We start from the raw sequence: 26,112 nt of genomic DNA, 5'->3' as shown, positions 1-26,112 counted from the left end.
TTATTGGCGCGGACTTTGACGCTGTGAGAAATGCCGTTCACTCTCCGGAAGAATTCCAGGAAAGGCGGGCCCGACCCCGGGGCAGGATCCCGGCGCCGGGCCCCGTGGCCTCAGCGCCAGGCTTCGGTGACCGCGCGGCGAGCGGCCTCCAGGTCCGCCCGCACGCCGGTCTCCGCGAGCGCGGCACCCAGCGCGGCGAGGGAGGACTGCACCACGCCACGGGTGGCGTCCACGCCGTAGTGATTGACCCGGATCATCTCCTTGGACAGCGCGCCGCCACCGGCGATCAGCGGCAGGGAGGGGTCGGCGGCCAGCGCCCCGGCCACCAGCTCGGCGGCGTCCACGCCGGGCGGGGTGCGCAGGGTCGTCGCCACCGGGGCAGCGTCCCTCGCCTCGTGCACATACGGTTCGAGGCCGCCGCCGAGAGCCGTGACACCCGCGCGGGTGGCCGTCGCCGCCGAGGCGTGGCGGGCTGTCACCGCGTCGAGACCCTCCGTCTCGATGCGCTCCACACAGGCCTCCAGCGCCAGCATCTCCAACTGGGCGGGAGCGTGCAGAAGTGCGCTGCGGCCGCCGTCGATCCACCGCTCCTTCCAGTCCAGCAGGGAGAGGTACGAGCGCCTCGGCGCCGCGGGATTGGCCGAAATCCGCTCCCAGGCGCGCTCGCTCACCGACACCGCCGAGACCCCGGCGGGGCCGCCCATCGCCTTCTGGGCGCCGATCACGCACAGATCCACGCCCCAGGCGTCCGGCAGCAGCGGCTCGGCCGCCACCGACGCCACAGCGTCGAGCATGAAGAGCGCACCGTGGGCGCGGACGACCTCACCGATCGGGGCGACGGGGTTGGTGTTGCCCGTGGCTGCCTCGGCGTGCACCAGCGAGACGAAGTCGATCTCCGGGTGCGCGGACAGCGCCTGCTCCACCTGGTCCGCGGTGACCGACGTGTGGAAGGGGATCTCGAGGTCGACGACCTGGGCGCCGCAGTCCCGCAGCCAGTTCCCGAAGGTCTGTCCGTACGGCCCGGTCACCACGTTCAGCGCGGTGGAACCCGGACGCGCGGCACCGCGGATGCACCCCTCCAGCGGGAGCAGGGCCTCGCCCTGCATGATCACCACATCCTGCTCGGTGCCGAGCAGCGCGGCGACCCTCCGTTCGATGCCGGCGAACTGCGCGGCGGTGAGCGGGGCCAGGTCGAGCAGGGGGTGCGTCACGGTGGTGCCTTCTTCGTCGCGGTGTTCACGGTCCTCCCGGCCGAGCCTACCCACGCCCTCGTACAGTGCTGGGCATGAGGGATCACGTGACGCTGCATGTGAAGGGGCGGGTGCTCGTCGGCCCGGAGGACGTCCGCGACGAGCTGTGGGTCGTCGACGGACGCGTCAGCTACGACCGGCCGTCCGGGGAGACGACGACCGTCGAGGGGTGGGTGCTCCCGGGCCTCGTCGACGCGCACTGCCACGTCGGGCTGGACCACCACGGCGCGGTGGACGAGGCGACCAGTGAGAAGCAGGCGCTCACCGACCGTGAGGCGGGCACGCTGCTCATCCGGGACGCCGGATCCCCCTCCGACACCCGCTGGATCGACGACCGCGACGATCTGCCGAAGATCATCAGGGCGGGCCGGCACATCGCCCGCACCCGCCGCTACATCCGCAACTTCGCCCACGAGATCGAGCCCGAGGACCTGGTGGCCTACGTCGGCGCCGAGGCCCGTCGCGGCGACGGCTGGGTCAAGCTCGTCGGCGACTGGATCGACCGGGAGGCGGGCGACCTGACCGCCTGCTGGCCGCGCGGCGCCGTCGAGGCCGCCATCGCCGAGGCGCACCGACTGGGCGCGCGGGTCACCGCGCACTGCTTCGCCGAGGACGCGCTGCGTGACCTGGTCGAGGCCGGCATCGACTGCATCGAGCACGCGACCGGACTCACCGAGGACACCATCCCGCTGTTCGCGGAGCGCGGCGTGGCCATCGTCCCGACCCTGGTCAACATCGCCACGTTCCCGGCGCTCGCGGCCGGCGGCGAGTCCAGGTTCCCCGTCTGGTCGGCCCATATGCGGCGGCTGTACGAGCGCCGCTACGACACCGTGCGCGCGGCGTACGACGCGGGCGTTCCGGTCTTCGTCGGTACGGACGCGGGCGGTTCGCTGGCCCACGGCCTGGTGGCGGCGGAGGTGGCCGAGCTCGTACGGGCCGGTATCCCGCCCGTGGAGGCCCTCTCGGCGACCGCGTGGGGCGCACGCGAGTGGCTGGGCCGGCCTGCCCTCCAGGAGGGCGCTCCGGCGGACCTCGTCGTGTACGGCACGGATCCGCGGGCGGACGTGCGGGCGCTGGCGGCACCGCGGCGGGTGGTCCTGAACGGGCAGGTCGTCGGCTGACGGCACCCACGTCACGCAGCCGCCCCGAGCCGGTCCCGGACCGCGACTCCGGCACGGACACAGAGACCGGCACGGACACCGCAAGCTGACCCGTGCCGTCGTCTCCGGGCCGCCAGGCCCGCGTCACCGTGCCGGCGCCCCGCGTCACCGTGTCGACCGGGCCCGCCAACGTGTTGACCGCGCCCGCGTCACCGTGTTGACCGAGCGTGACCCGGCGCCCCGGCCGTTCGTTGAAGCACTTCCGTGCGCGACCCGTCCGCGACCCCGGGTGGACCGGCGCACCTCCCTGGCGGGGGTGTCCACGGCGCGTCGGGGGAACGTGCGTGCATCAAGAATCGAATGCAGTCACGGAAACCCCCCTTTGGGGTGAACCGACGCCAGGTGTCTGTCAGTTCACTCTCCGTGCGTAAAGATTCCGGTGTCTCGGTCGCCGCCGCCCACGTGTCCCCGTGGGCGGCGGGCGACGCCGTGTCTCCTGTGGGGGTTCCACCACCGTGAACAGCAACGCCTTCCGCATGCCCGCACGCCGCTGCGCGGCCGCCACGGCCGCGGTCGCGCTGATGGCCGTGCCGGCCGCCCTGGCCGGTCCGGCGCACGCCACCGGCGGCGGCGAGGGACGGGCGAGTGCGGTCGTGCTCCGTACCGGCCTCGACGTGTCCCTGCTCAACAAGACCGTCAATGTCCCGCTCCGCGCCTCCCTCAACGAAGTACAGGCCCCGGCCGGTGCCGACAAGACCGCGCTCACGGTCGAGTTGGACGGGGTCGACGGCGGCAGGCCCTTCCAGGTGCTGCGCGCTGACGTCGCCACCGCGAAGGCCACCGCCGACCGCAAGAAGGCCGAGGGGTACACCTCACTGGCGCGTGCCAAGGTGCATGTCCCCGGCCTGCCGCTGCTGTCCCTCATCGAGATCCAGCAGGTCACCTCGAAGGCGGTGTGCGAGACGGGCCGCAAGCCGGTGGCCGAGTCGAACCTTCTCGGGCATGTGCGGGTGCTCGGCAAGAAGGTCACGCTCACGGCAGGCGGTCCGACGCTGATCGAGGTGCCCGGGGTCGGCGAGGTCACGCTCGAACTCTCCTCGACCCGCGTCACGTCCCGTACGGCGGCGGCCACCGCCCTCGAACTCGAGATCGCGGTGAACCCACTCAAGCTGAACGTCGCGGAGGTCAACGGTTCCGTCACCCTGGCCGAGGCGACCTGCGAAACGCCCACGGCCCGGGAGCCGGAGAAGGAGGAGCCCTCGAAGGCGCCCACGGAGGAGCCGACCACCGGCGTCCAGGCGCAGTCCGGTGGTGAGCCCACGCAGGCCCCGCAGGAGAACCTCGCCGAGACCGGCGGCAGCGCCACCACGATCTACCTCGCGGGCGGTTCGGCGCTTCTGCTGGGGCTCGGCGGCGCCGCGGTCGTCGTCGCCCGCAGCCGCGCGCGCGGCTGACCGGAGCGCCCGCGACAGCCAGCCGGGGGCGGACGGACGGGCCGCGACAGCGAGCCGGGGGGCGGCGCCGGGGGAGCGCGGACCCGGGGGCGGGGGAAGTGCGGCCCGGGGGGCGGGGGGGAGCGCGGGCCCGGGGGAGCGGATCCGGGGACGGGGAAGGAGGGATCCGGGGCCCGGGGGGACCCCGGGCCCCTGGCCGGCCATCCCCCTACCCGACCATCGTCAACGCCTGGTCCAGCGCCTGGAGAAAACGGTTGGTCGTCGTCCTGTCCCGCACCGCGAGCCGCAGCCAGCCGGGCCCGAGCCCGGGGAACGTGTCGCCCCGCCGGGCCGCGAAGCCCAGCCTGCGCAGCTGCTCGCGGACCTCGGCGCCGCGACGCACATGGACGAGGACGAAGGGGGCCTCGGCCGCCTCCACCACCCGTACCTCGTCGAACTCCGCCAGTCCCGCCAGCAGATGGGCGCGCTCCACGGCGATCAGCGTGGCCGCCTGCGCCGCCTCCTTCAGCGCCGCCGGACTCATGCACGCCTCCGCCGCCGCCAGGGCCGGCGTCGACACCGGCCACAGCGGCTGTGCCCGCTCCAGCGTCGCGATCGTCCCCGGATCGGCCAGCACATAGCCGATCCGCAGGCCCGCGAGCCCCCAGGTCTTGGTGAGGCTGCGCAGCACGACCAGCCCGGGGACGTCCGTACGGTCCGCCAGGCTCTCGGACTCGTCCGGCACGGCGTCCATGAACGCCTCGTCCACCACCAGCAGCCGGCCCGGACGGGCCAGCCGCTCGACGGCGACAGCCGGATGGAGGACGGACGTGGGATTGGTCGGATTGCCGACCATCACCAGATCGGCCGCGTCCGGAACCGCGGGGGGATCGAGCCGGAAGCCGTCCTGCTCCCGCAGCAGCAGTCGCACAACTTGGTGGCCCGCGTCCCGCAGCGCCGCCTCGGGCTCGGTGAACTGCGGATGCACCACCAGCGGATGACGCAGCGTCAGGGCGCGGGCCAGCAGCACGAATGCCTCGGCCGCGCCCGCCGTCAGCAGCACCCGCTCCACCGGAAGACCGTGCCGGGCGGCCACGGCGGCGCGAGCGGACCGCCCGTCCGGGTAGGCCGCGAGGCCCGTCAGCGAACCGGCTATGCGCTCGCGCAGCCACGGCGGCGGAGTGCCCGTCCGCACATTGACCGCGAGATCGGTCAGACCCGACGCCGCGTCCCGCACCTCCGCGTCACCGTGGTGACGCAGATCGTGTCCGTCAGTGTGCGTGTGCATGGCTGCTGTGGTGATGGCCGTGGTGATGTCCGTCGTCGTCCGGATGGAAGTGCGGCTGCTGCGGCATCGCCACCTTGTCCTCGAACCCCGGCAGCGCGACGCGGTACACGCAGGTGTCGCAGTTCATCCGGATGTCTCCGGCGACCGCCTCGCGGTAGCGCTCCATCACCAGGTCGAGCAACTCCTCCGTGGGGCCCACGACATCGGCCGAGAACACCTCCACATCCGGGTGCGCCTCCGCCCAGCCCTGCGTCTGCGCGCGCACCCGCTCCGGCAGGATTCCGGTGAACAGGAAGTACGGCAGCACGACGATGCGGCGCGCGCCCAGCAGCACACACCGGTCGAGCCCGCTCGGCACGTCGGGCGCGGCGAGCGAGACGAAGGCCGTCTCCACGCCGGCGTAACCACGGCCCTCCCACAACAGCCGGGCCGCCTTCAGCACCTCGGCGTTGGCGTCCGGGTCGGTCGAACCCCGGCCCACCAGCAGCACGGTGACGTCGGCGCGGTCGCCCGGGGTGCGGGAGGTACCGCCGAGCGCCTCGTCGAGCCGCCGCTCCAGCACCCGCAGCAGCGACGGATGCGGGCCGAGGGGACGCCCGTAGGTGTACGAGATGCCGGGGTGCCGCTCCTTCTCACGGGCCAGCGCGGCCGGGATGTCGCCCTTGGCGTGCCCGGCGGACACCAGCATGAGCGGCACCGCCGCGAAGCGTTTCACGCCCCGCTCCACCAGTTCGGTGACGGCTTCGCCGAGCGGCGGCGGGGACAGCTCGATGAAGCCGCCGGCGACGGGGAGTTCGGGGTGCCGGCGGCCCAGCTCCCGTACGAAGTCCCGGAATGCCTCGGCCCCCGCTTCGTCACGGGTGCCGTGGCCGGCGATCAGCAGTGCGGGCGGGGTGGTCACGCGTTCTCCTCGGTGTGGGGGTGGTACAGCAGGGCGTTCAGCGCCGCCGCGGCGACGGCGCTGCCGCCTTTCTCGGACACATTGCTCACGGCCGGCAGCCCGCTCTCGCGCAGCGCGGCCTTGGATTCGACGGCTCCGACGAAGCCGACGGGCAGACCGATGACGAGCGCCGGCTCGGCGTCGAGCACCAGTAGTTCCTCCAGGGCGGTGGGAGCGCACCCGACGACCCAGACGGCGCCCGGGCCGACCTGCTCGTACGCGAGGCGTACGGCGTGGGCGGAGCGGGTGAGCCCGGGACCGGCGGTGGCGTCCCTCAGCCGGCAGACGGTCTTGCGGCGGGTGATCCCGGCGGCGACCATTTCCACATCGGTCACCACGGGGGCGCCCGCGTGCAGGGCGGCGTGCGCCGCCGTCAACGAGGCCTCGTCGCAGACGAGATCGGCCGCGTAGTCCAGATCGGCGGCCGAGTGGACGACGCGCTCCACGACGGCACGGGTCAGGGGCGGGAAGACGCTCGTGTCCAGACGCGCCCGCAGCCGCCGGAACGACTCCTGCTCGATGGGGTGAACGACGCGGTGCACAGGGCGGCTCCGGGATGCGGCGTGGGACGTGGGGAAGGGGCGGTGCGCGGGGTCATGACTGCCACCGGTAGCCACGGGGGGTCACCATGCGGCCCGCGATGTCCCGGGTGGCCGTGTTGCCGACCGTCACGACCGTCATCATGTCCACCGTCGCCGGATCCACTCCGGCGAGGGTCGTCATGCGGCTGGATTCGTCCGGCCGGGACGCGTTGCGCACGACGCCCACCGGGGTGTCCGGCGCCCGGTGCTCGGCGAGGATGGCCAGTGCCTTCGGCAACTGCCAGTCCCGGCCCCGGCTGCGCGGGTTGTAGAAGGTCACGATGATGTCCGCCTCGGCCGCCGCGCGCACACGCCGCTCGATGACCTCCCACGGCGTGTGCAGGTCCGAGAGGCTGATCGACACATGGTCGTGGCCCAGCGGAGCGCCGAGGATCGAGGCCGCGGCCAGCGCCGCCGTCACCCCGGGCACCCCGACGACGTCGATGTCGTCCGACGCCTCGGCGAGCGCCGGGGAGGCCATCGCGTACACCCCCGCGTCGCCGCTGCCGATGAGCGCGACCGCATGACCGGCGCACGCCTCGGCGACGGCGGTGCGCGCCCGTTCCTCCTCGGCGCCCAGCCCCGACGCGAGGATGCGCGTGCCGGGCCGCAGCAGGTCGCGGATCTGGTCGACGTACTGGTCGAGACCGACGAGCACGGAGGCGCGCCGCAGTTCGGCGGCAGCCCGCGGGGTGAGCAGGTCGCGGGCGCCGGGGCCGAGTCCGACCACGGCGAGGCGGCCGCGCGGGCGCCTGCGGACCACCGCGCAGGTCGCCATCGCGGCCCGTCCTTCGGGGCTCGACTTCCGCTTGGGCACCAGGAGTTGACCGCCGCCCGCCAGCGCGGAGGCCTCCGCGACCGACGGTGTGCCCACGGCGGCGAGGGGCGCCTCGGACGGGTTCGGCACATCGATGTCGGCGAGACGTTCGGCGGCGTGGGTCACCAGCGGCACGCCGAAGTGCCCGGCGGCGGCCACGATGCCCGGCTCCGACGCCTTCGCGTCCACGGTCGCCAGTTCGCCGATGCTCAGCGCGGACAGGCCGACATCGCGCAGTGTCTCCTCGATCAACCCGACGATCTCGTCCGCCGGCGCACCGGAGGACGCGCCGACCCCGATGGTCAGTGAGGGCGGACGCAGAACCGCGTCGCCGGCGCCGATGTCGATGACGCGGTCCGTGACATGGAGTACCGCGCTGCCACCGGCGGCGGGCCCCACATGCGCGGGCAGCGACGGCAGGGGCCACACCACGTCCGCCCGCAGTTCCACCGGGTCGCCGTCCAGCACCGCCCGGGTCACGGACGCCACCGCGCCCTCCACGGGCCAGCCGAGCGTGTCGAGGCCCGGCACCCCCGTCGCGTCCGTCGCGGTCGTCACCACCGGCTCGCAGCCGAGGACATCCGCGACCTGCTCCGCCAGCACGTTGGCGCCACCGCCGTGCCCGCCCAGCAGGGACACCGCGTACCGCTGCCCCTCGTCGACGCACACCACGCCCGGATCCGCGGTCTTGCCCGCGAGCAGCGGGGCGACCAGCCGGACCACCGCGCCCGTCGCGAGGAAGCACACCAACTGCCCGCACTCCGCGAACGCGCGCTCCACGGCGTCGCGCACCGGGCCTTCGTACACCCGGGTGCGGCCGGGCCAGGCGGCGGCGAGCCGGTCGCGGGCGACGGCGCCCGCCGCCGTCGCGGAGATCAGGCCGATCACTGAACTGCTCCTTCGGTAGGCGCTTGTACGGGGCGGTCGCCCCACAGCAGGAAGACCGGATTCGTGGCCGCCAGCCGCGTCACGTCACCCGGCAGCGGCGCCAGCCGTGCCGAGTTCAGCAGAACGCCGTCCGCGGTGAAACCAGCCGCGATCAGGGCGCCGCGCACCGCGGGCACCCGGTCCAGCGCCGCCAGCGCGACCACGACGGTGCGGCGGGCTCGCCGGGCCGAGGCCGCGACGACGGAGGGCAGGTCGGCACCGCCACCGCCGATGAACACGGCGTCCGGGTCCGGCAGTTGGGAGAGCACCGTGGGCGCCGACCCGTGCACCGCGCGGACGTCCACGCCGTGCGCGGCCGCGTTGGCCCGGATCCGTCCGACGCCGTCCGCGGTCTTCTCCACCGCCACCACCGCCGCGCCGAACCGGGCGCACTCCACGGCCACCGAGCCGGAGCCTGCGCCGACGTCCCAGACGAGATCGCCGGTACGCGGCCCGAGCCGGGCCAGCGCGAGGGCCCGCACCTCCAACTTGGTGATCATCGAGTCGCGGTGCGCGAACGCGCTCTCGTCCAGTGCCCATCGGGACGGCCCGAGGTCCCGCCCGGCGACGGTGCGCTGACCGGCGGCGAGCGACCGGCTCTCGTCCAGGCACAGCACCACGCTCACCGCCTCCCACTCGCGCTCCGCGGCCTGCGCCGGGGTGAGCCGTTCGACGCGCTCGTGCTCCGGGTCGCCGAGCGCCGACGCCACCACGAGCACACGGTCGGCGGACCGGTACGCCAGCTCGGCACCCAGCTCCGCCGCCCCCGCCCCCGGCCCGGTCAGCACCGCCGTCTTGGGATGCGCACGGCACACGTTGACCGCGGTCCGCAGATCACGGCCGTGTGCGCTGACGACGACCGCGTCGTCCCACGGCAGCCCGATCCGGGCGAAGGCGACCGCCACCGACGCGGCGCCGGGCCGCACGTCCAGCGCGTCCGCGCCGAAACGTTCGGCGAGCACCCGGACGATCCCGAAGAACCCCGGGTCACCGGAGGCGAGCACCACGACGCGCGCCGCACCGTCCGCCCGGGCCTTCTCGATCGCGTCGAGCGCCGGCCCGAGCGGCCCCATCGCCACCTGCTCGGCGGCGGCCGGCACCCGGGCCGCCGCCAGATGCCGCCGCGCACCCACCACCAGGGTCGCCGCGTCGAGTGCCTCGGCGTCCCGGACGGAGGGCGGCGTGCCGGTCCCGGTGCCGATGACCGTGATCACGGGGTGGCGCCCTGGGCGCGCAGTGCCTTGCGGGCGGCGGGGTCGGCCTTGCGGAAACCGTGGAAGTGGCCCGGGTGGTACAGGTGCGAGCGGGTCCCCGAGGCGGAGAGCGCCGGACCGACCAGGAACAGCGTGTGCTTCCAGAGCTTGTGCTCCTTGACCGTCTCCTCCAGTGTGCCGAGCGTGCAGCGCAGGATCAGCTCCTCGGGCCAGGTCGCCTGGTACGCGATCACCACGGGCGTACTCGTCGGATAGCCGCCCTCCAGGAGCTCCTGCGTCAACTGGCCCGAACGGGCCGCGGACAGGAACAGCGCCATCGTCGTGCCGTGCCGGGCGAACTCCCGTACCTCCTCGCCCTCCGGCATCGGCGTCTTCCCGCCCCCGAGCCGCGTCAGGATCACGGACTGCGCCACCTCCGGGATCGTCAGCTCGCGCTGTGCGATCGCCGCGACCGCCGAGAACGAGGAGACGCCCGGCACGATCTCCACCTCGATGCCCAGCTCCACACAGCGGTCGAGCTGTTCCTGGGTACCGCCCCACAGGGCGGGGTCGCCGGAGTGGATACGGGCGACCTTCAGGTCCTCGTCGTGCGCCCGCCGGTAGACGGCCACGACGTCCTCCAGGGACAGCGCCGCGGAATCGAGGATCTCGACGCCCTCGCGTGCGTGGTCGAGCACCTCGGCCTGTACGAGGCTCGCCGCCCAGATCACGATGTCGGCGTCGGCGATGGCACGCGCGGCGCGGAACGTCAGCAGGTCGGCGGCACCGGGGCCGGCGCCGACGAAGGTCACCTTGCCGTGGAGGGCGGCATCGGCCATGAGCGGGGGTCCTCTCGGGTCAATCGGGTGATTGCGACGGATCGCAATCCGGGATGTGCGAAGAAGGCGGTCAATCCGCTAGCAAGGGCGCATGGCGGTGTTCGTCGCGCTCGGCGCGTTCCTGATGACGCTGTTCGGCGGGTGGACGGCGCAACGCGTCACCGACCGCCGCCACCTCGTGCTGGGCCTCGCCGGAGGGCTGATGCTCGGCGTGGTCGGCCTGGACCTGCTCCCGGAGGCCCTGGAGGCGGCGGGGCAGGAGGTGTTCGGCGTACCGCAGGCGCTGCTGCTGTTCGTCGGCGGCTTCCTCACGGCCCACCTGGTGGAACGTCTGCTGGCGAGCCGGCAGGCGGCGCACGGGGCGGACGAGCGGGAGAAGGTCCCGCAGGTGGGGCTGACGGCCGCGGCGGCGCTGGTGGGCCACAGCCTGCTCGACGGTGTCGCGATCGGCGCGGCGTTCCAGGTCGGCGGGGCGATGGGCACCACCGTGGCGCTCGCCGTCATCGCCCACGACTTCGCGGACGGCTTCAACACGTACACGATCACCAGCCTGTACGGGAACACCAGGGCCAAGGCCGTCGCGATGCTCTTCGCCGGCGCGCTCGCTCCCGTCGTCGGCGCGGCGTCGACCCTGCTGTTCACCCTTCCGATGGAACTTCTCGGCAGCTATCTCGGGTTCTTCGGCGGCGCCCTGCTCTATCTCGCCGCCGCCGAGATCCTCCCCGAGGCACACCACACCCACCCGGCCAGGCCGACCCTGCTGTGCACGGCCGCGGGGGTCGGCTTCATCTGGCTGGTGGTGGGCATCGCCGAGTGACGAGTCCCGGACAGGCGTCAGTGGCGGGGTCACAACTTGCCGCCCCGGGCGCCGTCCCGTGGGGCGGGGGCGATGAGGGTCGACAGATACGGCAGCGGCCCCTCCGTCAGTTCGGACGCCCGCCGGATCGACTCCTCCGGCAGCCCGAGCGCCGACCCCCACACCGCTCCCTCGGTCCGGCCCGTCTCCCGCAGCGCGGTCGCCACCTCCGCCGCGAGTCGCCCGAACTTGTACGCCACGACCGTCCCCGGCCCGTCCAGCGCGTCCTTGAGCACGGCGGCGCCCGCGGTCACCGGCACCAGCGTCAGCGGCTCGGTGCCCTCGGTCAGCACCGCGCCGCTGCGGGCGGCCAGATCCTGCATCGCGGTGATGCCGGGCACGGTCTCCACGGCCGTATCGGGAACGAGTTCGCCGATGGTGTGCGCGAGATAGGTGAACGTCGAGTACACGTTGGGGTCACCGATCGTCGCGAACGCCACGCTGCCGCCGTCCCGCAGCAGTTCGGCGACCCGCGCCCCCGCCGCGTCCCACGCGGCCTCGCGCCGGGCCCGGTCGGTGCGCTCGTTCAGCGCGAAGACGATGCGCACGACCTTGGCGGCGTCGACGTAGTGCAGCACGGTCGCCTCGGCCCGTCCCCGCTCGCCCGTCTCCATGACGGGCACGACAACGACATCGGCCTCCCGCAGGACGCGTACGCCCTTGACGGTCACCAACTCCGGATCACCGGGCCCGACCCCGACCCCGATCAGCCTGCTCATCGTGTACACCTCTCGATAAATCGACGGGCGATCCCGGGCTCGGCGGCCCAGTGCGTGTGCAGATAGCTCGCGTGCACGCCCTGCTGGACGAATCCTTCGAGCCGTCGCTCCGGCCGGTGCATCCCCCAGGCGGCGGCGGAACCGGCGCCCGGTTCGACGACGGTGCGGTGGAACTCGTGCCCGCGCAGCCGTGTCCCGGCGACGGCCAGACAGCTGTCGCTCACGGCGACGGCGTCGCGGTACCCGAGGGTCAGCGCCGCACCCATCCGCGCCTCGGCGTCCAGCACACCGCACATCTTCTGTCCGTCCAGGGAGCGCGCGAGATACAACAGCCCGGCGCACTCGGCGGCGACGGGCGCACCGGAGCGCGCCAGTTCCCCGACCGCCTGGCGCAGCGGCTCGTTGGCGCTGAGCTCGGGCGCGTACACCTCGGGGAACCCGCCGCCGATGACGAGCCCGTCGGCCCCCTCGGGAAGCCGTGTGTCCCGCAGCGGGTCGAAGGTGACGACGTCGGCGCCGGCGGCGGTGAGGAGTTCGGCGTGCTCGGCGTACGAGAAGGTGAAGGCCGGACCGCCCGCGACCGCGACGACGGGGCGGCGGGCCGTATCCGGGCCCGTCGGTGACGCGTGCGCGGGGGGAACGTGCCCGGCGCGGGCCTCCTCCGCGCTCCACGGCGACGACACCGTCGCCGGCGCGCTGCGGGCCAGAGCCAACAGGCTCTCCAGATCGCAGCCCGCGCGCACCAGTTCAGCCATCGCCCGGACCGCGGCGACCGCGTCCCCCCGCCGCTCGGCCACCGGCACCAGACCCAGATGCCGGGACGGCGTCTCCACGGGAGCCGCCCGCCGCAGCACGCCGAGCACCGGCATCCCGGCCTCCTCGACGGCCTCCCGCAGGAGCGCCTCGTGCCGGTCCGAGCCGACCTTGTTGAGGATCACGCCCCCGATCCGCACCTCCGGGTCCCAGCTCACGAACCCGTGCACCAGCGCGGCCACCGACCGCGACTGCGAGGAGGCGTCGACCACCAGCACCACCGGCGCCCGCAGCAGCTTGGCGATCTGCGCCGTCGAGGCCAGCTCCCCGGCGCCCGCGGCACCGTCGTACAGACCCATCACGCCCTCGACCACGGAGACGTCCGCCCCGGCCGCGCCGTGCGCGAACAGCGGTGCCATCAGCTCCGGCCCGCACAGGTACGCATCCAGATTGCGGCCCGGGCGTCCCGTCGCGAGCGCGTGATAGCCCGGATCGATGTAGTCGGGGCCCACCTTGTGTCCGGACACGGCGAGGCCCGTCGCCGCGAGGGCCGCCATCAGGCCCGTCGCGACGGTGGTCTTGCCGCTGCCCGACGAGGGGGCCGCGACGACGAGACGTGCTACCACTCGATGCCCCGCTGCCCCTTCTGACCGGCGTCCATCGGGTGCTTCACCTTGGACATGTCGGTCACCAGATCGGCGAAGTCCACCAGTTCCGCGGGGGCGTTGCGTCCGGTGATCACCACATGCTGACCGCCGGGACGGTTCCGCAGCACCGAGATCACCTCGTCGGTGTCCACCCATCCCCAGTGCATCGGGTAGGCGAACTCGTCGAGGACGTACAGCCGGTACGTCTCGGACGCCAGGTCGCGCTTGACCTGCTCCCAGCCCTCGCGCGCCGCCTCCTCGTTGTTGAGCTGCTTGTCGCGCTGCACCCACGACCAGCCCTCGCCCATCTTGTGCCAGTCCACGCTGCCGCCCTCGCCGGACGCCCCCAGCACCTTCAGCGCGTTCTCCTCGCCGACCTTCCACTTCGCCGACTTGACGAACTGGAACACCCCGATGGGCCAGCCCTGGTTCCAGGCGCGCAGCGCGAGTCCGAACGCGGCCGTCGACTTGCCCTTGCCGATGCCCGTGTGGACGACGACGAGGGGACGGTTGCGGCGCTGGCGGGTGGTGAGTCCGTCGTCCGGTACGACGGACGGCTGTCCCTGCGGCATTACGCGGCCCTCCTGGCGGTCTGGACGTCCTTCACGAGCCCGGCGATGGCGTCGGCCCGCAGCTCGTCGAGCGTGACGGCGGTACCGCCGAGGTCACCGGCGAGCGAGGTTGCGAGTCCGAGCCGCACGGGACCCGACTCGCAGTCGACGACGATCGCCGCCGTCCCCTCGGCCGCGTGCAGCCGCGCGGCCCGCGAGGCGAGCGCCACCGGCTCGGCCCCGCCCGTCGCCCGGCCGTCGGTCACCACGACCAGCAGCGGCCGGCGCGACGGATCGCGCAGCCGCTCCACACGCAGCACGTGCTGCGCCTTGAGCAGTCCGGCCGCAAGCGGCGTCCGGCCGCCCGTCGGCAGCAGATCGAGCCGGGCGGCGGCCGCGTCCACCGACGAGGTCGGCGGCAGGGCCACCTCCGCGTCCTTGCCGCGGAAGGTCACCAGACCGACCTTGTCCCGCCGCTGGTAGGCGTCCAGCAGCAGCGAGAGCACCGCGCCCTTGACCGCGGTCATCCGCTGCCGCGCCGCCATCGACCCCGAGGCGTCGACCACGAACAGCACGAGGTTGCCCTCGCGTCCCTCCCGCGTCGCCTGCCGCAGATCGTCGCGGCGGACCACCAGACCGCGGCCGCTGCGCCCGCGTGCCCGCTGGTGTGGAGCCGCCGCCTGCACGGTCGCCGCCAGATGCAGCTTGGTGAGCGCGCCACGCGGCCGCCGGGCGCCGGTCGTACGGCCGTGCTCGGTCCGGGCGCGCGACCTGCGGCCCGCCGCGCCCTCGCCGATGCCCGGCACGCTCAGCGCCTTGGTACGGAACGGTTCCCCGGCGCGAACCGGCTGCTGCTCGCCGCCGCCCGCCGACCGGGGACGGCCCTCCTCGGCCTGCTCCTCGCGTGCGGGTGAGTCCTGTGCCGACGTGTCCCCCGGCGACGGCGCGTCGTCGGGCCCGTCCTGCGGAGGGCGGCCACCGCCGCCTCCGTCCGGGTCGGGGTCGGGGTCGTCGTCCTCGCCCGGCTCGGCCCCGCCGCGGTCGTCGTCGCCGAACTCCTGGAGTGTGTCGTCGAGTTTGTCCTCGTCGAGGCCGGGCGCGTCGAACGGGTTGCGCCGCCGCCGGTGGGGGAGCGCCAGCAGAGCGGCCTGCCGGACGTCCTCCGACAGGACGTCCGTGCGCCCGGCCCAGGCGGCCAGCGCGGTTGCCGTGCGGGCCATCACGATGTCGGCGCGCATGCCGTCCACCTCGAACGCCGCGCAGGTGGCCGCGATCTGCCGCAGCGCCGCGTCACCGAGCCGCACCGAGGGCAGGAGCGCCCGCGCGGCCACGATCCGCGCCCGCAGCGAGGTCTCCTCGTCGGCCCACCGGGCCGCGAAGCCGGCCGGATCGTCGTCGTACGCCAGGCGCCGCCGCACCACCTCGACGCGCTGGTCCGGCTCGCGCGACGCGGCGACCTCGACCGTGAGCCCGAAGCGGTCCAGCAACTGCGGCCGCAGCTCGCCCTCTTCGGGGTTCATGGTGCCGACGAGCAAAAAGCGCGCGGCGTGCCGCACCGAGACGCCCTCGCGCTCGACGTACGAGGCACCCATCGCCGCCGCGTCCAGCAGCAGATCCACCAAGTGGTCGTGCAGCAGGTTGACTTCGTCGACGTACAGAATGCCGCGGTGCGCGTCCGCGAGGAGGCCGGGCTCGAAGGCCTTGACGCCCTCGGCCAGCGCCCGCTCGATGTCCAGCGCGCCGACGAGCCGGTCCTCGGACGCCCCGACGGGCAGTTCGACCATTCTGGCCGGCCGCGAGCCGGCACCGCCCGCCTCGTGCGGCCCGTCCGGACAGGCCGGGTCGGGGGCCGCCGGGTCGCAGGAGAACCGGCACCCGGCGACGATGTCCACCTCGGGCATCAGGGCCGACAGGGCGCGTACCGCGGTGGACTTGGCCGTGCCCTTCTCGCCCCGCACCAGCACGCCGCCGACCTGCGGGGACACCGCGTTGAGCAGCAGCGCCAGGCGTAGGTCGTCCTGCCCGACCACGGCGGTGAAGGGGAACGGGGTACTCATACGGGCTCCTCGGTGGTCTTCGGCCTCGACGCGGACGCGGTGTCAGGGGCGGTGGCGCAGCCGTTCACTCGTCGCCCTCCAATTGGCCCTCGAGCTCCAGATATGTCGCGCGCAACCGCTCCAGCGTCTCCGCGTCCGGCTCCGCCCACAGTCCGCGCTCGGCCGCCTCCAGCAGCCGCTCCGAGATCCCGCGCAGCGCCCAGGGGTTGGACTTCTGCATGAACTCCCGGTTCTCCGGGTCGAAGACGTACTCCGCCGACAACTTCTCGTACATCCAGTCGTCGACGACCCCGGCCGTGGCGTCGTACCCGAACAGGTAGTCCACGGTCGCGGCCATCTCGAACGCGCCCTTGTAGCCGTGCCGCCGCATCGCGGCCATCCAGCGCGGGTTGACCACCCGCGCCCGGAAGACGCGGTGCGTCTCCTCGCCCAGCGTCCGGGTCTTCACCTGATCCGGGGTGGCCGAGTCGCCGACGTACGCCTCGGGCGAAGTGCCCGTCAGATGGCGCACCATCGCCACCATGCCGCCGTGGTACTGGAAGTAGTCGTCCGCGTCGACGAGGTCGTGCTCTCGGGTGTCGACGTTCTTCGCGGCGACCGCGATCCGGCGGAACGCGGTCTCCATGTCGCCGCGCGCGGCACGGCCGTCGAGCTCCCGCCCGTACGCGTAACCGCCCCACACCGCGTACACCTCGGCCAGGTCGGCGTCGCTGCGCCAGTTGCGCGCGTCGATCAGCGGCAGCAGACCCGCGCCGTACGCGCCCGGCTTGGAGCCGAAGATCCGAGCGGTCGCCCGACGCCGGTCGCCGTGGGCGGCCGTGTCCTCGTCGGCGTGCGCCCGTACGAAGTTGGCCTCGGCCGGCTCGTCGAGCTCGGCCACCGTCCGCACCGCGTCGTCGATGAGCCCCACCACGTGCGGGAACGCGTCCCGGAAGAACCCGGAGATGCGCACGGTCACGTCGATGCGCGGCCGGCCCAGCTCCTCGAGCGGTACGACGTCGAAGCCGGTCACCCGGCGGGAAGCGTCGTCCCACACCGGGCGGCAGCCCAGCAGCGCGAGGATCTCGGCGATGTCGTCGCCCTGGGTGCGCATCGCGGAGGTGCCCCAGACCGTGAGGCCGACGGACCGCGGGTAGCCGCCGGTGTCCGTCAGATAGCGGGCGACCAGCGAGTCGGCGAGCGACTGGCCGACCTCCCAGGACAGCCGCGAGGGGATGGCCTTGGGGTCGACCGAGTAGAAGTTCCGTCCGGTCGGCAACACGTTGACCAGGCCGCGCGTCGGGGAGCCCGACGGGCCCGCCGGGACATATCCGCCGTCCAGCGCCCGCAGGATGTTGCCGATCTCGTCCGTCGTCCGGGCGAGCCGCGGTACGACCTCCGTACAGGCGAACCCCAGCACCGCGACCGCCTCGGGCAGTTCGGTGCCCAGCACCTCGCGCACCAGCCCGGCGGCGTCCGCCGTCTCCCAGCCGCGCGCCTCCATGCCCTCCGCGAGCCGCCGGCACAGCTGCTCCAGCAGGTCGATCGCGTCCGCGCCCGTCCGCGCCGGTCCCCCGACCAGCTCGGTGAGTTCGACGGGCACCTTCACCGGCGCGCCGGGCTCGCCCAGCAACTCCTTCTCCACCAGTCCGAAGTGCTCGGCGAGGGCGGCCCGCAGCCCCGGCAGCGCGTTGGCGTTGCCGCCCCAGACCTGGGAGGCGCGCAGCACGGCCAGAACGAGGTTGACCCGCGCCTCCGCCTCGGGACCGCCGCCCAGGATGTGCAGTCCGTCGCGGATCTGGACGTCCTTGATCTCGCAGAGATAGCCGTCGATGTGCATGACGAACGAGTCGAAGTCGTCGTCGCCGGGCTGCTCGTCGACATGCAGGTCGTGGTGCAGCTCGGCGGCCTTCACCAGCGTCCAGATCTGCGCCCGTACCGCCGGTGCCTTCGTCGGGTCGAGATCGCTGACGAGCGCGTACTCGTCGAGCAGCTGCTCCAGTTTGGCCAGGTCGCCGTAGGTGTCGGCGCGCGCCATCGGCGGCACCAGATGGTCCACGACGGTCGCGTGGCCACGGCGCTTGGCCTGGGTGCCCTCGCCGGGGTCGTTGACGATGAAGGGGTAGACGAGCGGCAGTTCACCGAGCACCGCGTCGGGGCCGCAGCCCGCGGACAGTCCCAGCCCCTTGCCCGGCAGCCACTCCATGGTGCCGTGCTTGCCCATGTGCACGACCGCGTCGGCGCCGAACGACTCCTCCAGCCACCGGTAGGCCGCCATGTAGTGGTGCGAGGGCGGCATGTCCGGGTCGTGGTAGATCGCGATCGGGTTCTCCCCGAAGCCGCGCGGCGGCTGGATCATCACGACGACGTTCCCGAACTGCAGGGACGCCAGCACGATCTCGTCGCCGTCCACGTAGAGCGAGCCCGGCGGCTCGCCCCAGTGCTCCAGCATGCTCGCGCGCAGCGAGGACTCCAGTTTGTCGAACCAGGCGCGGTAGTCCGCGAGCGGCACCCGCGCCGGGGCGGCGGCCAGTTGCTCCTCGGTCAGCCACTCCACGTCATGGCCACCGGCGTTGATGAGCCGGTGGATCAGCTCGTCGCCGTCGTCGGGGTGGCCGTCGACCTGGTACCCCGCGTCCCGCAGGGCGTCCAGGACGCGCACCGCGGACGCCGGCGTGTCCAGTCCGACGGCGTTGCCGACGCGGGAGTGCTTCGTCGGGTAGGCGGTGAAGACGACCGCGAGCTTCTTCTCGGCGTTCGGCTTGTGCTTCAGCCGCGCGTGGCGCACGGCGATTCCGGCGACCCGCGCGGCCCGCTCGGGATCGGCCACGTACACCGGTACGTCGTCGGGCCCCTGCTCCTTGAAGGAGAACGGCACCGTGATGAGCCGGCCGTCGAACTCGGGGATCGCCACCTGCATCGCCGCGTCCATCGGGGACAGGGCCGCGTCCGACTCCTCCCAGGCGGCACGGGACGAGGTCAGGCACAGTCCCTGGAGCACGGGAACGTCGAGATCGGCGAGCGCCCCGATGTCCCAGGCCTCGTCGTCCCCGCCCGCACTGGCGTCACTGGCGCGCGTGCCGCCGGCCGCGAGCACGGTCGCGATCAGGGCGTCCGCGCGGCCGAGCAGTTCGTACAGCTCCGCGTCGGCTCCGCGCAGCGAACCGCAGTAGACGGGCAGCGCGTTGGCGCCGCGCGCCTCGATCCGGTCGCAGAGCGTGTCGACGAATCCGGTGTTCCCGGACAGCTCGTGGGCGCGGTAGAAGAGCACACCGACCGTCGGCCTGCCCTCGACGTGGGCGCGGTCGCCGTGCAGACCCCACTCGGGCATCTTCCGCGGCTCGGCACTGTGCCTGCCCGGCGTGTCCGTGGCGCGGCCCTGGCCGGCCGGCAGCACGTCCTCCGTCAGGAAGCGGGCCAGCTGGACGAGGTTCGCGGGACCGCCCTCGACGAGATAGCGCAGAGCCTCCGCGACCGTCCCCGCGTGCACGGTCGACTCGGCCATCAACTCGGCGTCGGGCACGCTCTCGCCGCCCAGCAGCACGGTCGGCAGGCCGGACGCCTTGAGCGCCGCGAGCCCGTCCTCCCAGGCGCGCCTGCCGCCCAGCAGGCGTACGACGACGACGGAGACGCCGTCCAGCAGCGCGGGCAGCTCCTCGGCCACGTCGATACGGGTCGGGTTCCCGATCCGGTACGGCGCCCCGGAGGCCCGGGCCGCCAGCAGATCCGTGTCGGCGGTGGACAGCAACAGCACGGTGGTCTCGGTGCTCATGGCGCTCCAGGTGGGATGAAGGGAAGTCCTGCCGGTGCGCCCGACTCGATGAGCTGGAGCAGCGCACCCGTGTCCGTGTGTTCCTCGATCAGATCGCCGAGGCGGTCGAGCTGTTCCTCGCGCAGCGCGGCGAAGCAGGTGTCCGGTGCGGGGACGAAGCGGCGGCCCGCCGTCCGGGCCACCTCGCGCAGGAACGCGCGGCGGAAGCCGTCGCTCTCCAGCGAGCCGTGCCAGTGGGTGCCCCAGACCGCGCCGACCCGGCAGCCGTCCAGGAAGGCCTCGCCGCCGAGGACGTCGGCGACGCCGTGGTGGATCTCGTAGCCCTCGACCGGCTCGCCCAGTGCCTCACCGACCGGGCGGGCGAGGGTCTTCTCGGCCGCGAACCGCACCCGGACGGGCAGCAGTCCGAGCCCGTCGACGGCTCCGGCCCGCGATTCGACCTCGTCGTCGATGTGCTCGGCGAGCATCTGGAAGCCGCCGCAGATGCCCAGCACCGGCCGGCCCTCGGCGGCCCGCCGTACGAGGGCGTCCGCGAGCCCCCGCTGTACGAGCCAGTCGAGCGCCCTGACCGTGCCCCGGGTGCCCGGCACGATCACCAGATCGGCGTCGGCGAGTTCCTCCGCGCGGTCCACGAACCGCACGACGACGCCCGGTTCGGCCGCCAGCGCGTCCACGTCGGTGAAGTTGGACATCAGCGGTACGGCGCAGACCGCGACCCGCAGCACGTCCTCCCCGACGGGCGGGGCGAGCACCGACTCCCGCACCGTGCCGCGCAGCGAGACGCGCAGCCCGTCCTCCTCGTCGATGCCGAGCCCGTGCGCATAGGGCAGAACGCCGTACGTCCGCCGTCCGGTGAGGCCGTGCAGCATGTCGAGGCCGGGCTCCAGCAGGGACACGTCCCCGCGGAACTTGTTCACCAGGTAGCCCGCGATCAGCTCCTGGTCGGCCGCGCTCAGCAGCGCCGTCGTACCGAAGAAGGAGGCGAACACCCCGCCGCGGTCGATGTCCCCGACCACCAGCACCGGAAGCCGCGCGGCCCGCGCGACACCCATGTTCACGATGTCCGTACGCCGCAGATTGATCTCGGCCGGACTGCCCGCCCCCTCGCAGATCACGGCTTCATACGTGCCCCGCAGCTCCTCCAGGCAGTCCACGACGGTGCCGAGGAGGGCTTCCTGCCGGCCGCCGTGGTAGCCGCGGGCGCTGAGTTCCCCGACCGGCTTGCCCATCAGCACGACCTGGCTGGAGCGGTCGCTGCCCGGCTTCAGCAGGACCGGGTTCATGAGGGCGCTCGGCTCCACCCGCGCGGCCTGGGCCTGCATCGCCTGCGCTCGGCCGATCTCCGCGCCCTCACGTGTCACGAACGAATTGAGGGACATGTTCTGCCCCTTGAAGGGGGCGACCTTCACGCCCTGGCGTACGAGCCACCGGCAGATGCCGGCCGTGACGACGCTCTTGCCCGCGTCGGACGTGGTGCCCGCGACCAGCAGCCCGCCGCCTCTGCGCCCGGTCATCCCCGCCTCCTTCGTGCGCGCCGGGCGCGCAGTGCGTGACCCGTGACGCGGCCCGCGGCGCAGACCGCCAGCGTCAGAAAGCCGACGCGCCGGGAGAGCCGCACGGCACGTTCGATGTCGCCGAACTCCACGGCGCGCCCTTCGGCGTTGAGGACCGGCCGGTGTTCGACCCGTCCGCCGTACGAGAGCGTTCCGCCGAGCCGGACACCGAGCGCCCCGGCGAACGCGGCCTCCACGGGCCCGGCGTTGGGGCTGGGGTGCCGGCCCGCGTCGGCGCGCCAGGCACGTACGGCCCCCCGGCCGTCCGCACCCGTGAGCGCCGCGAGCCCGGCCGTCAGCCGCGCACCGGGCCAGCCGGCCACGTCGTCCAGCCGTGCCGAGGCCCACCCGAACTTCCGGTAGCGGGACGAGAGATGCCCGACCATCGCGTCCAGGGTGTTGACCGCCCGGAAGCCCACCAGGCCCGGCACGCCCGCCACCGCACCCCACACCAGGGCGCCGACCACGGCGTCGGAGGTGTTCTCGGCGACGGACTCGACGACGGCCCGCGCGATCTGCTGCTCGTCCAGGCTCTGCGGATCGCGGCCGCACAGATGCGGCAGCCGTTCGCGGGCGAGTTCCACATCGCCGGCGGCGAGCGCCCCGCCGATGGCCCGGGCCTCGCGCCCGAGCGACGTCCCGCCGACGACCGACCAGGTGGCGGCCGCGGTCAGGGCGACGGACGCGGCGGAACTGCCCCGTGCGCCGCGTGCGACGAGGGCCGCGGCGGCGGCCGCACCCCCGGCGCACAGCAGGGTGTGCAGCGCACCCCGGCCGCGGTGGTCACGCCACAACGCACGCTCGACGGCCTCCGCGGCCCGCCCGAAAGCCGCGACCGGATGCCCCCGGCGGGGATCACCGAGAAGCAGGTCGCAGGCGAGGCCGGCGGTGGAGCCGTACACGAACACTCGGTCGGCACGCATGGGTTCAGACCGGGATCTCGCCTCGGTGCGACCGTGAACTCAGGGCCGTACTCACAGCAGGAACGGAACCGCAGCCGGGCATGGCGATATGTCCTCACTCAGGGTGTCCGCGCCCTGGTTCGACGTGAACGGCGGTGAGAGTTCCTGGCTTCCGGGGACTGCTCCCCGGTGACAGTGGCGGGACCGCGCCGGATTCGCACCGGCTTCCTCTGCTGCCGCCGTAGATGGCCCCGGCAGTCCACCACGCCGCCCGAACTGCGTCAACTTGCCTTTGACCTGCGACGGGACAGTGTGCTGAGCCCCACACCCGAAAGCCGGGCCGGTCACCCCAAAGGGTGCCCGGCCCGGCACGGGATGCGCGTGATGACGCTGTGGCGTCAGCTGACGATGAGGTAGATCCCGTAGGTCACCGCTGCCGCGCAGAGCGCGAAGCACACATAGGCGCCCGTGCGTGCCAGGGTCGCCGATCCTCCCTGCGCGGACGCCGATTCCTGCTTGCTCAGACCCACCACGCCCAGGGTGAACAGACCCACCAGGGCCACGGTGGCGACGAGGCTCACGCCGAAGACGGAGCCGAGAGCTGCCCAGTCGATGCTCATGCTGTTTCTGTCCTTACACCGCGGCCGTGCGGGCCGGCTCGGATTCGGGGGCCGGAGCCGGGATGGTCGTCTGGAGGTCCTGGGCCGGGGTGCCGGCCGGCGGCGGGGTGACGGCCGCGATGGCGGCGGTCACGACACCCGCGGGCTCGCCGTCCGCGCTCGTGTCGTTGACGTTGGTGTGGTCGACCACCTGGCGGCGGGAGACCAGCCAGATCGCGGCGCAGGAGCCGATCAGGAAGACCACGACGGCCGCCACGCCCCAGTCGCCCTGGCGGGTGACGAACTCCGAGCCCGCCGCCACCAGCGCGGCCGCCGGCAGGGTCAGACCCCAGGCGACGAACATCCGGGTGGCGGTGGACCAGCGGACCACGCCGCCCTTGCGGCCGAGGCCCGCGCCCATCACCGCGCCGGAGCAGGAGTGCGTGGTCGACAGCGAGAAGCCGAGATTGGAGGAGGCGAGGATGACGCTCGCCGCGCTGGTCTGGGCGGCGAAGCCCTGCTGCGGCTGGAGGTCGGTCAGGCCCTTGCCCATGGTGCGGATGATGCGCCAGCCGCCCAGATAGGTGCCGAGCGCGATCGCGAGACCGGCGGAGAGGATGACCCACATCGGGGGGTTGGACCCGGGGGAGAGGACGCCGCCGGCGACCAGGGCCAGCGTGATGATGCCCATCGTCTTCTGGGCGTCGTTGGTGCCGTGGGCCAGCGAGACGAGGCCCGCCGAGGCGATCTGACCGGCGCGGTAGCCCTTGGCGGTGGTCTTCTCGTCGGTGTTCCGGCCGATCCGGTAGGTCAGCCGGGAGGCGAGGTAGGCGGCGATGCCCGCGACCAGGGGGGCCGCGATCGCGGGGATCAGCACCTTGGTGACGACGGTGCCGCCGTTGACGCCGCTGACGCCGACCGAGGCGATCGTGGCGCCGACCAGTCCGCCCATGAGGGCGTGCGAGGAGCTGGAGGGCAGGCCGATCAGCCAGGTGAGCAGATTCCAGAGGATGGCGCCGACCAGCGCCGCGAAGATGACTTCCGGGGTGATGCCTGACTCGGTGACGATGCCGCTGGAGATCGTCTTGGCGACCTCCACGGACAGGAACGCGCCGACGAGGTTGAGCACGGCGGACATGGCCACCGCGGTCTTGGGTTTCAGGGCTCCCGTCGAAATGGTCGTCGCCATCGAGTTGGCGGTGTCGTGGAAACCGTTCGTGAAATCGAACACGAGAGCCGTCACGATCACGATCGCGAGCAGCAGCGTGATGTGTTCCATTTACCCAGGCAATCTATGGACGTCAGTGGCCAGTGGAACCTAGGAAACCTGGATGAACGGAAGATGAACTGGGGCAGGCTTTGCGGTGTCTCCAAGTGCGGGTCCGCTGCTCCGCTTTCACTCGGTGGCGCGATCAGGCCTCTCCACGGCGTCGAACGTCCATTCCGTGATCTGTGTCACCGCCCCTCCCCGGCCCTCCGTGGCGGCCTGGCAGGATCGCCGCATGACCGATGCGGAGCGGCAGGAGACCATCGACCGGGCATGGCGCGACCTCGTGGCCACGGCCCGCAGGACGGCGGCGGAAGGCCTGGTCGTGGGTACATCGGGCAACGTCTCGGTACGGGCCGGCGATCTCGTCCTGGTCACCCCGAGCGGAGTGCCCTACGACCGGCTCACCCCCGAGGACGCCGTCGGCGTCGACCTCGACGGCCGTCAGGTCCTCGGCGACCTCAAGCCCACCAGTGAGCTGCCGCTGCACCTGGAGGTCTACCGCGGCACCTCGGCGAGGGCCGTGGTGCACACCCACGCCGTGCACGCCACGGCCGTCTCCACCCTCGTCCCCACGCTGCCGCCGATCCACTACATGACGGCGGCGCTAGGGGGACCCGTACGCGTCGCCCCCTACGCCCTCTACGGCTCGGACGAGCTGGCGGCCGGCATGCGGGCGGCCCTGGAAAACCGCACCGCCTGTCTGCTCCAGAACCACGGCACCGTCGCCCACGGTGACACGCTCGATCAGGCGTACGACCGCACCGCCCAGCTGGAGTGGATGTGCCGGCTCTGGCTGACCGCCTCCTCGGTGCCCGGCCGCACGCCCACCCTGCTCTCCGGCGCCCAGCTGGCCGAGGTCGAGGAGCGGCTGCGGGGCTACGGCCAGGGCCGCTGACACCGGTGGCGTCCGTCCACTGGCAGGGCGGCCCGCCGGTACCGACACTGGAGCAGTGCGCCCGGCTACAGCGACGGCAGCGGCCGTCACCACTCTGATAGGTGCCGGCGCGGCCGCGTTCGCGGCCGGCCGCTACGCCAGCGACGCCGCGCTCAAGGCGCCGCCCGGCCGCCCGCTGCCCGGAGAGCCGAAGCTCACCGTGCACGCCGTGGCCGCCGGCCAGGTCACGCTCACGCGCAGCCTGGCGTCCCGCCGCCCCGGCAGATACGGCCTCGTCGGCCCCGGCATCCACGCCATCGTCGGCCAGGTGCTCGACGACGTGCCGCACGCGGCCGACACGCTCGTGCGCCGTCTGGAGCGGGTCGTCCTCGGCACCCTCGGTCCGGGCACGCGGGTCCGGATGACGCCACAGCTGTACCGCGGCGACCCGCGGGAGGCGCTCGACATCGACTGCTCCGAGGTCAGCGTCCCCGGCGAACTCGGCCCGCTGCCGGCCTGGTTCGTGCCGGGCATCCGCGGCACCTGGGTGATCGCCGTGCACGGTCTCGGCACCACCCGCGAACACCCCCTGAACCTGCTGCCGTTCCTCCGGAGCCAGCGCTGCCCGGTGCTCGGGATCGGCTACCGCGGCGACCCCGACGCGCCCAGGCCCCCCGACGGCCTCAACCACCTCGGCGACTCGGAATGGCGCGACCTCGACGCCGCCATCCGCTACGCCGTACGCCACGGCGCCGAACAGATCGTCGTCCACGGCTGGTCCACCGGCGCCTCGATGGCCCTGTACGCCGCCGCAAACTCCGGTCTGCGCGACCGGATCAGCGGCCTCGTCCTCGACTCCCCGGTCCTCGACTGGGAAGCCACCCTGCGCGGTCTGGCCTCCGCGCGCCACACCCCCGCCGTCCTGCTGCCCCTGGCCGTCCGGGCCGCACAGGGCAGGACGGGGCTGTACGGCGACCGGCTGCGGGCGGTCGCCGAGCCCCAGGCCCTGACGGTGCCCACCCTGATCTTCCACGGCCCCGACGACACCCTCGCGCCCTGGCGGCGCTCGCGCGACCTCGCGGACGCCCGCCCCGATCTCGTCAGCCTCCAGACGGTCCGCGAGGCCCCTCACGCGGCCATGTGGAACGCCGGCCCGGCCCCCTACGAAGAGGCGCTGCGCCGCTTCCTCACGCCCCTCCTGTAGGCGGCCCA

21 protein-coding genes and 1 riboswitch are annotated in these 26,112 nt (G+C 73.4%); of the genes, 5 read left to right on the top strand and 16 right to left on the bottom strand.

Going from position 1 to position 26,112, the window contains the following annotated elements:
* Positions 1–110 precede the first annotated feature (110 nt).
* The gene (locus ABTX78_RS22960; RefSeq protein ID WP_352208660.1) at positions 111–1,211 is read right to left on the bottom strand and encodes a pyridoxal-phosphate-dependent aminotransferase family protein; all 1,101 of its coding nucleotides are present in this window, start codon (positions 1,209–1,211) and stop codon (positions 111–113) included.
* Positions 1,212–1,285: 74 nt separating this feature from the next.
* Between ABTX78_RS22960 and ABTX78_RS22955 the strand changes: the two genes are divergently transcribed.
* Both ABTX78_RS22955 and ABTX78_RS22950 read left to right on the top strand, forming a co-directional pair.
* Entirely contained in the window at positions 1,286–2,371 is a 1,086-nt protein-coding gene (locus tag ABTX78_RS22955) for an amidohydrolase family protein (RefSeq protein WP_352208659.1), read from the top strand.
* Between the two features lie 494 nt (positions 2,372–2,865).
* Positions 2,866–3,804, top strand: a complete 939-nt coding sequence (locus tag ABTX78_RS22950) for an SCO1860 family LAETG-anchored protein (protein ID WP_352208658.1) — start codon at positions 2,866–2,868, stop codon at positions 3,802–3,804.
* A gap of 208 nt (positions 3,805–4,012) precedes the next feature.
* Here the strand turns inward: ABTX78_RS22950 and cobC are convergent, their stop codons facing one another.
* Genes cobC through cobM form a run of 6 tightly spaced genes read right to left on the bottom strand, consistent with a single transcriptional unit; the run spans position 4,013 to position 10,368 of the window.
* Positions 4,013–5,071: an Rv2231c family histidinol phosphate aminotransferase CobC gene (gene cobC, locus ABTX78_RS22945; RefSeq protein ID WP_352208657.1), complete on the bottom strand. Its 1,059-nt coding sequence runs from the start codon at positions 5,069–5,071 to the stop codon at positions 4,013–4,015.
* The gene (locus ABTX78_RS22940; RefSeq protein WP_352208656.1) at positions 5,055–5,972 is read right to left on the bottom strand and encodes a sirohydrochlorin chelatase; all 918 of its coding nucleotides are present in this window, start codon (positions 5,970–5,972) and stop codon (positions 5,055–5,057) included. Before ABTX78_RS22940 ends, cobC begins: the two co-directional genes overlap by 17 nt.
* Positions 5,969–6,553 carry a precorrin-8X methylmutase gene (locus ABTX78_RS22935; RefSeq protein ID WP_352208655.1) on the bottom strand — a complete coding sequence of 195 codons (585 nt, stop codon included), beginning with the start codon at positions 6,551–6,553 and terminating at the stop codon, positions 5,969–5,971. The genes ABTX78_RS22940 and ABTX78_RS22935 overlap by 4 nt, the downstream gene beginning before the upstream one ends.
* Before the next feature lie 52 nt (positions 6,554–6,605).
* A complete protein-coding gene (gene cobJ, locus ABTX78_RS22930) occupies positions 6,606–8,297 on the bottom strand; it encodes a precorrin-3B C(17)-methyltransferase (RefSeq protein ID WP_352208654.1) in 1,692 nt (563 codons plus the stop codon).
* A complete protein-coding gene (cbiE, locus tag ABTX78_RS22925; RefSeq protein ID WP_352208653.1) occupies positions 8,294–9,550 on the bottom strand; it encodes a precorrin-6y C5,15-methyltransferase (decarboxylating) subunit CbiE in 1,257 nt (418 codons plus the stop codon). The genes cobJ and cbiE overlap by 4 nt, the downstream gene beginning before the upstream one ends.
* Positions 9,547–10,368, bottom strand: a complete 822-nt coding sequence (cobM, locus tag ABTX78_RS22920; RefSeq protein WP_352208652.1) for a precorrin-4 C(11)-methyltransferase — start codon at positions 10,366–10,368, stop codon at positions 9,547–9,549. The genes cbiE and cobM overlap by 4 nt, the downstream gene beginning before the upstream one ends.
* 91 nt (positions 10,369–10,459) lie before the next feature.
* On the opposite strand from cobM, the gene ABTX78_RS22915 reads away from it, so the two are divergent.
* Positions 10,460–11,185 (top strand): ZIP family metal transporter, encoded by a 726-nt coding sequence (locus ABTX78_RS22915; RefSeq protein WP_352208651.1) that lies wholly within the window; start codon positions 10,460–10,462, stop codon positions 11,183–11,185.
* 29 nt (positions 11,186–11,214) lie between these two features.
* On the opposite strand, the gene cobI is transcribed toward ABTX78_RS22915, so the two are convergent.
* From cobI to ABTX78_RS22870, 9 genes are all read right to left on the bottom strand, one after another.
* A complete protein-coding gene (gene cobI, locus ABTX78_RS22910) occupies positions 11,215–11,943 on the bottom strand; it encodes a precorrin-2 C(20)-methyltransferase (RefSeq protein WP_352208650.1) in 729 nt (242 codons plus the stop codon).
* A complete protein-coding gene (locus ABTX78_RS22905) occupies positions 11,940–13,322 on the bottom strand; it encodes a cobyrinic acid a,c-diamide synthase CobB (protein ID WP_352208649.1) in 1,383 nt (460 codons plus the stop codon). The genes cobI and ABTX78_RS22905 overlap by 4 nt, the downstream gene beginning before the upstream one ends.
* Positions 13,316–13,915: a cob(I)yrinic acid a,c-diamide adenosyltransferase gene (cobO, locus tag ABTX78_RS22900; RefSeq protein WP_352208648.1), complete on the bottom strand. Its 600-nt coding sequence runs from the start codon at positions 13,913–13,915 to the stop codon at positions 13,316–13,318. The genes ABTX78_RS22905 and cobO overlap by 7 nt, the downstream gene beginning before the upstream one ends.
* On the bottom strand, positions 13,915–15,951 hold the full coding sequence (locus ABTX78_RS22895) for a putative cobaltochelatase (RefSeq protein ID WP_352208647.1): 2,037 nt from the start codon (positions 15,949–15,951) through the stop codon (positions 13,915–13,917). Before ABTX78_RS22895 ends, cobO begins: the two co-directional genes overlap by 1 nt.
* Before the next feature lie 64 nt (positions 15,952–16,015).
* Entirely contained in the window at positions 16,016–19,702 is a 3,687-nt protein-coding gene (cobN, locus tag ABTX78_RS22890) for a cobaltochelatase subunit CobN (protein ID WP_352208646.1), read from the bottom strand.
* Positions 19,699–21,216 carry a cobyric acid synthase gene (locus tag ABTX78_RS22885; RefSeq protein WP_352208645.1) on the bottom strand — a complete coding sequence of 506 codons (1,518 nt, stop codon included), beginning with the start codon at positions 21,214–21,216 and terminating at the stop codon, positions 19,699–19,701. The genes cobN and ABTX78_RS22885 overlap by 4 nt, the downstream gene beginning before the upstream one ends.
* Positions 21,213–22,178 (bottom strand): cobalamin biosynthesis protein, encoded by a 966-nt coding sequence (locus ABTX78_RS22880; protein WP_352208644.1) that lies wholly within the window; start codon positions 22,176–22,178, stop codon positions 21,213–21,215. Before ABTX78_RS22880 ends, ABTX78_RS22885 begins: the two co-directional genes overlap by 4 nt.
* 119 nt (positions 22,179–22,297) lie before the next feature.
* Positions 22,298–22,436, bottom strand: a riboswitch (cobalamin riboswitch).
* 119 nt (positions 22,437–22,555) lie between these two features.
* The gene (locus tag ABTX78_RS22875) at positions 22,556–22,777 is read right to left on the bottom strand and encodes a hypothetical protein (protein ID WP_352208643.1); all 222 of its coding nucleotides are present in this window, start codon (positions 22,775–22,777) and stop codon (positions 22,556–22,558) included.
* Positions 22,778–22,790: 13 nt separating this feature from the next.
* Complete coding sequence (locus tag ABTX78_RS22870) at positions 22,791–24,035, bottom strand: inorganic phosphate transporter (RefSeq protein ID WP_352208642.1); 1,245 nt, start codon at positions 24,033–24,035, stop codon at positions 22,791–22,793.
* A 223-nt stretch (positions 24,036–24,258) separates the two neighbouring features.
* Here ABTX78_RS22870 and ABTX78_RS22865 point away from each other — a divergent pair, with 223 nt between their 5' ends.
* Both ABTX78_RS22865 and ABTX78_RS22860 read left to right on the top strand, forming a co-directional pair.
* Positions 24,259–24,921 carry a class II aldolase/adducin family protein gene (locus ABTX78_RS22865; RefSeq protein WP_352208641.1) on the top strand — a complete coding sequence of 221 codons (663 nt, stop codon included), beginning with the start codon at positions 24,259–24,261 and terminating at the stop codon, positions 24,919–24,921.
* Between the two features lie 55 nt (positions 24,922–24,976).
* The gene (locus tag ABTX78_RS22860) at positions 24,977–26,104 is read left to right on the top strand and encodes an alpha/beta hydrolase (protein ID WP_352208640.1); all 1,128 of its coding nucleotides are present in this window, start codon (positions 24,977–24,979) and stop codon (positions 26,102–26,104) included.
* Positions 26,105–26,112: the final 8 nt, after the last annotated feature.

It is taken from the genome of Streptomyces sp. NPDC096193, assembly GCF_040302905.1.
In the GTDB taxonomy this organism is placed as follows: domain Bacteria; phylum Actinomycetota; class Actinomycetes; order Streptomycetales; family Streptomycetaceae; genus Streptomyces.
This window is presented reverse-complemented; position numbering and strand designations above follow the sequence as displayed.

What these genes read in the sequence shown, in the direction of transcription:
- ABTX78_RS22955 (WP_352208659.1), top strand. Translation starts at nt 1,286, where the DNA reads ATGAGGGATCACGTGACGCTGCATGTGAAGGGGCGGGTGCTCGTCGGC.
- cobC (WP_352208657.1), bottom strand. Translation starts at nt 5,071, where the DNA reads ATGCACACGCACACTGACGGACACGATCTGCGTCACCACGGTGACGCG.
- cobM (WP_352208652.1), bottom strand. Translation starts at nt 10,368, where the DNA reads ATGGCCGATGCCGCCCTCCACGGCAAGGTGACCTTCGTCGGCGCCGGC.
- ABTX78_RS22915 (WP_352208651.1), top strand. Translation starts at nt 10,460, where the DNA reads ATGGCGGTGTTCGTCGCGCTCGGCGCGTTCCTGATGACGCTGTTCGGC.
- cobI (WP_352208650.1), bottom strand. Translation starts at nt 11,943, where the DNA reads ATGAGCAGGCTGATCGGGGTCGGGGTCGGGCCCGGTGATCCGGAGTTG.
- cobO (WP_352208648.1), bottom strand. Translation starts at nt 13,915, where the DNA reads ATGCCGCAGGGACAGCCGTCCGTCGTACCGGACGACGGACTCACCACC.
- ABTX78_RS22895 (WP_352208647.1), bottom strand. Translation starts at nt 15,951, where the DNA reads ATGAGTACCCCGTTCCCCTTCACCGCCGTGGTCGGGCAGGACGACCTA.
- cobN (WP_352208646.1), bottom strand. Translation starts at nt 19,702, where the DNA reads ATGAGCACCGAGACCACCGTGCTGTTGCTGTCCACCGCCGACACGGAT.
- ABTX78_RS22885 (WP_352208645.1), bottom strand. Translation starts at nt 21,216, where the DNA reads ATGACCGGGCGCAGAGGCGGCGGGCTGCTGGTCGCGGGCACCACGTCC.
- ABTX78_RS22880 (WP_352208644.1), bottom strand. Translation starts at nt 22,178, where the DNA reads ATGCGTGCCGACCGAGTGTTCGTGTACGGCTCCACCGCCGGCCTCGCC.
- ABTX78_RS22875 (WP_352208643.1), bottom strand. Translation starts at nt 22,777, where the DNA reads ATGAGCATCGACTGGGCAGCTCTCGGCTCCGTCTTCGGCGTGAGCCTC.
- ABTX78_RS22870 (WP_352208642.1), bottom strand. Translation starts at nt 24,035, where the DNA reads ATGGAACACATCACGCTGCTGCTCGCGATCGTGATCGTGACGGCTCTC.
- ABTX78_RS22865 (WP_352208641.1), top strand. Translation starts at nt 24,259, where the DNA reads ATGACCGATGCGGAGCGGCAGGAGACCATCGACCGGGCATGGCGCGAC.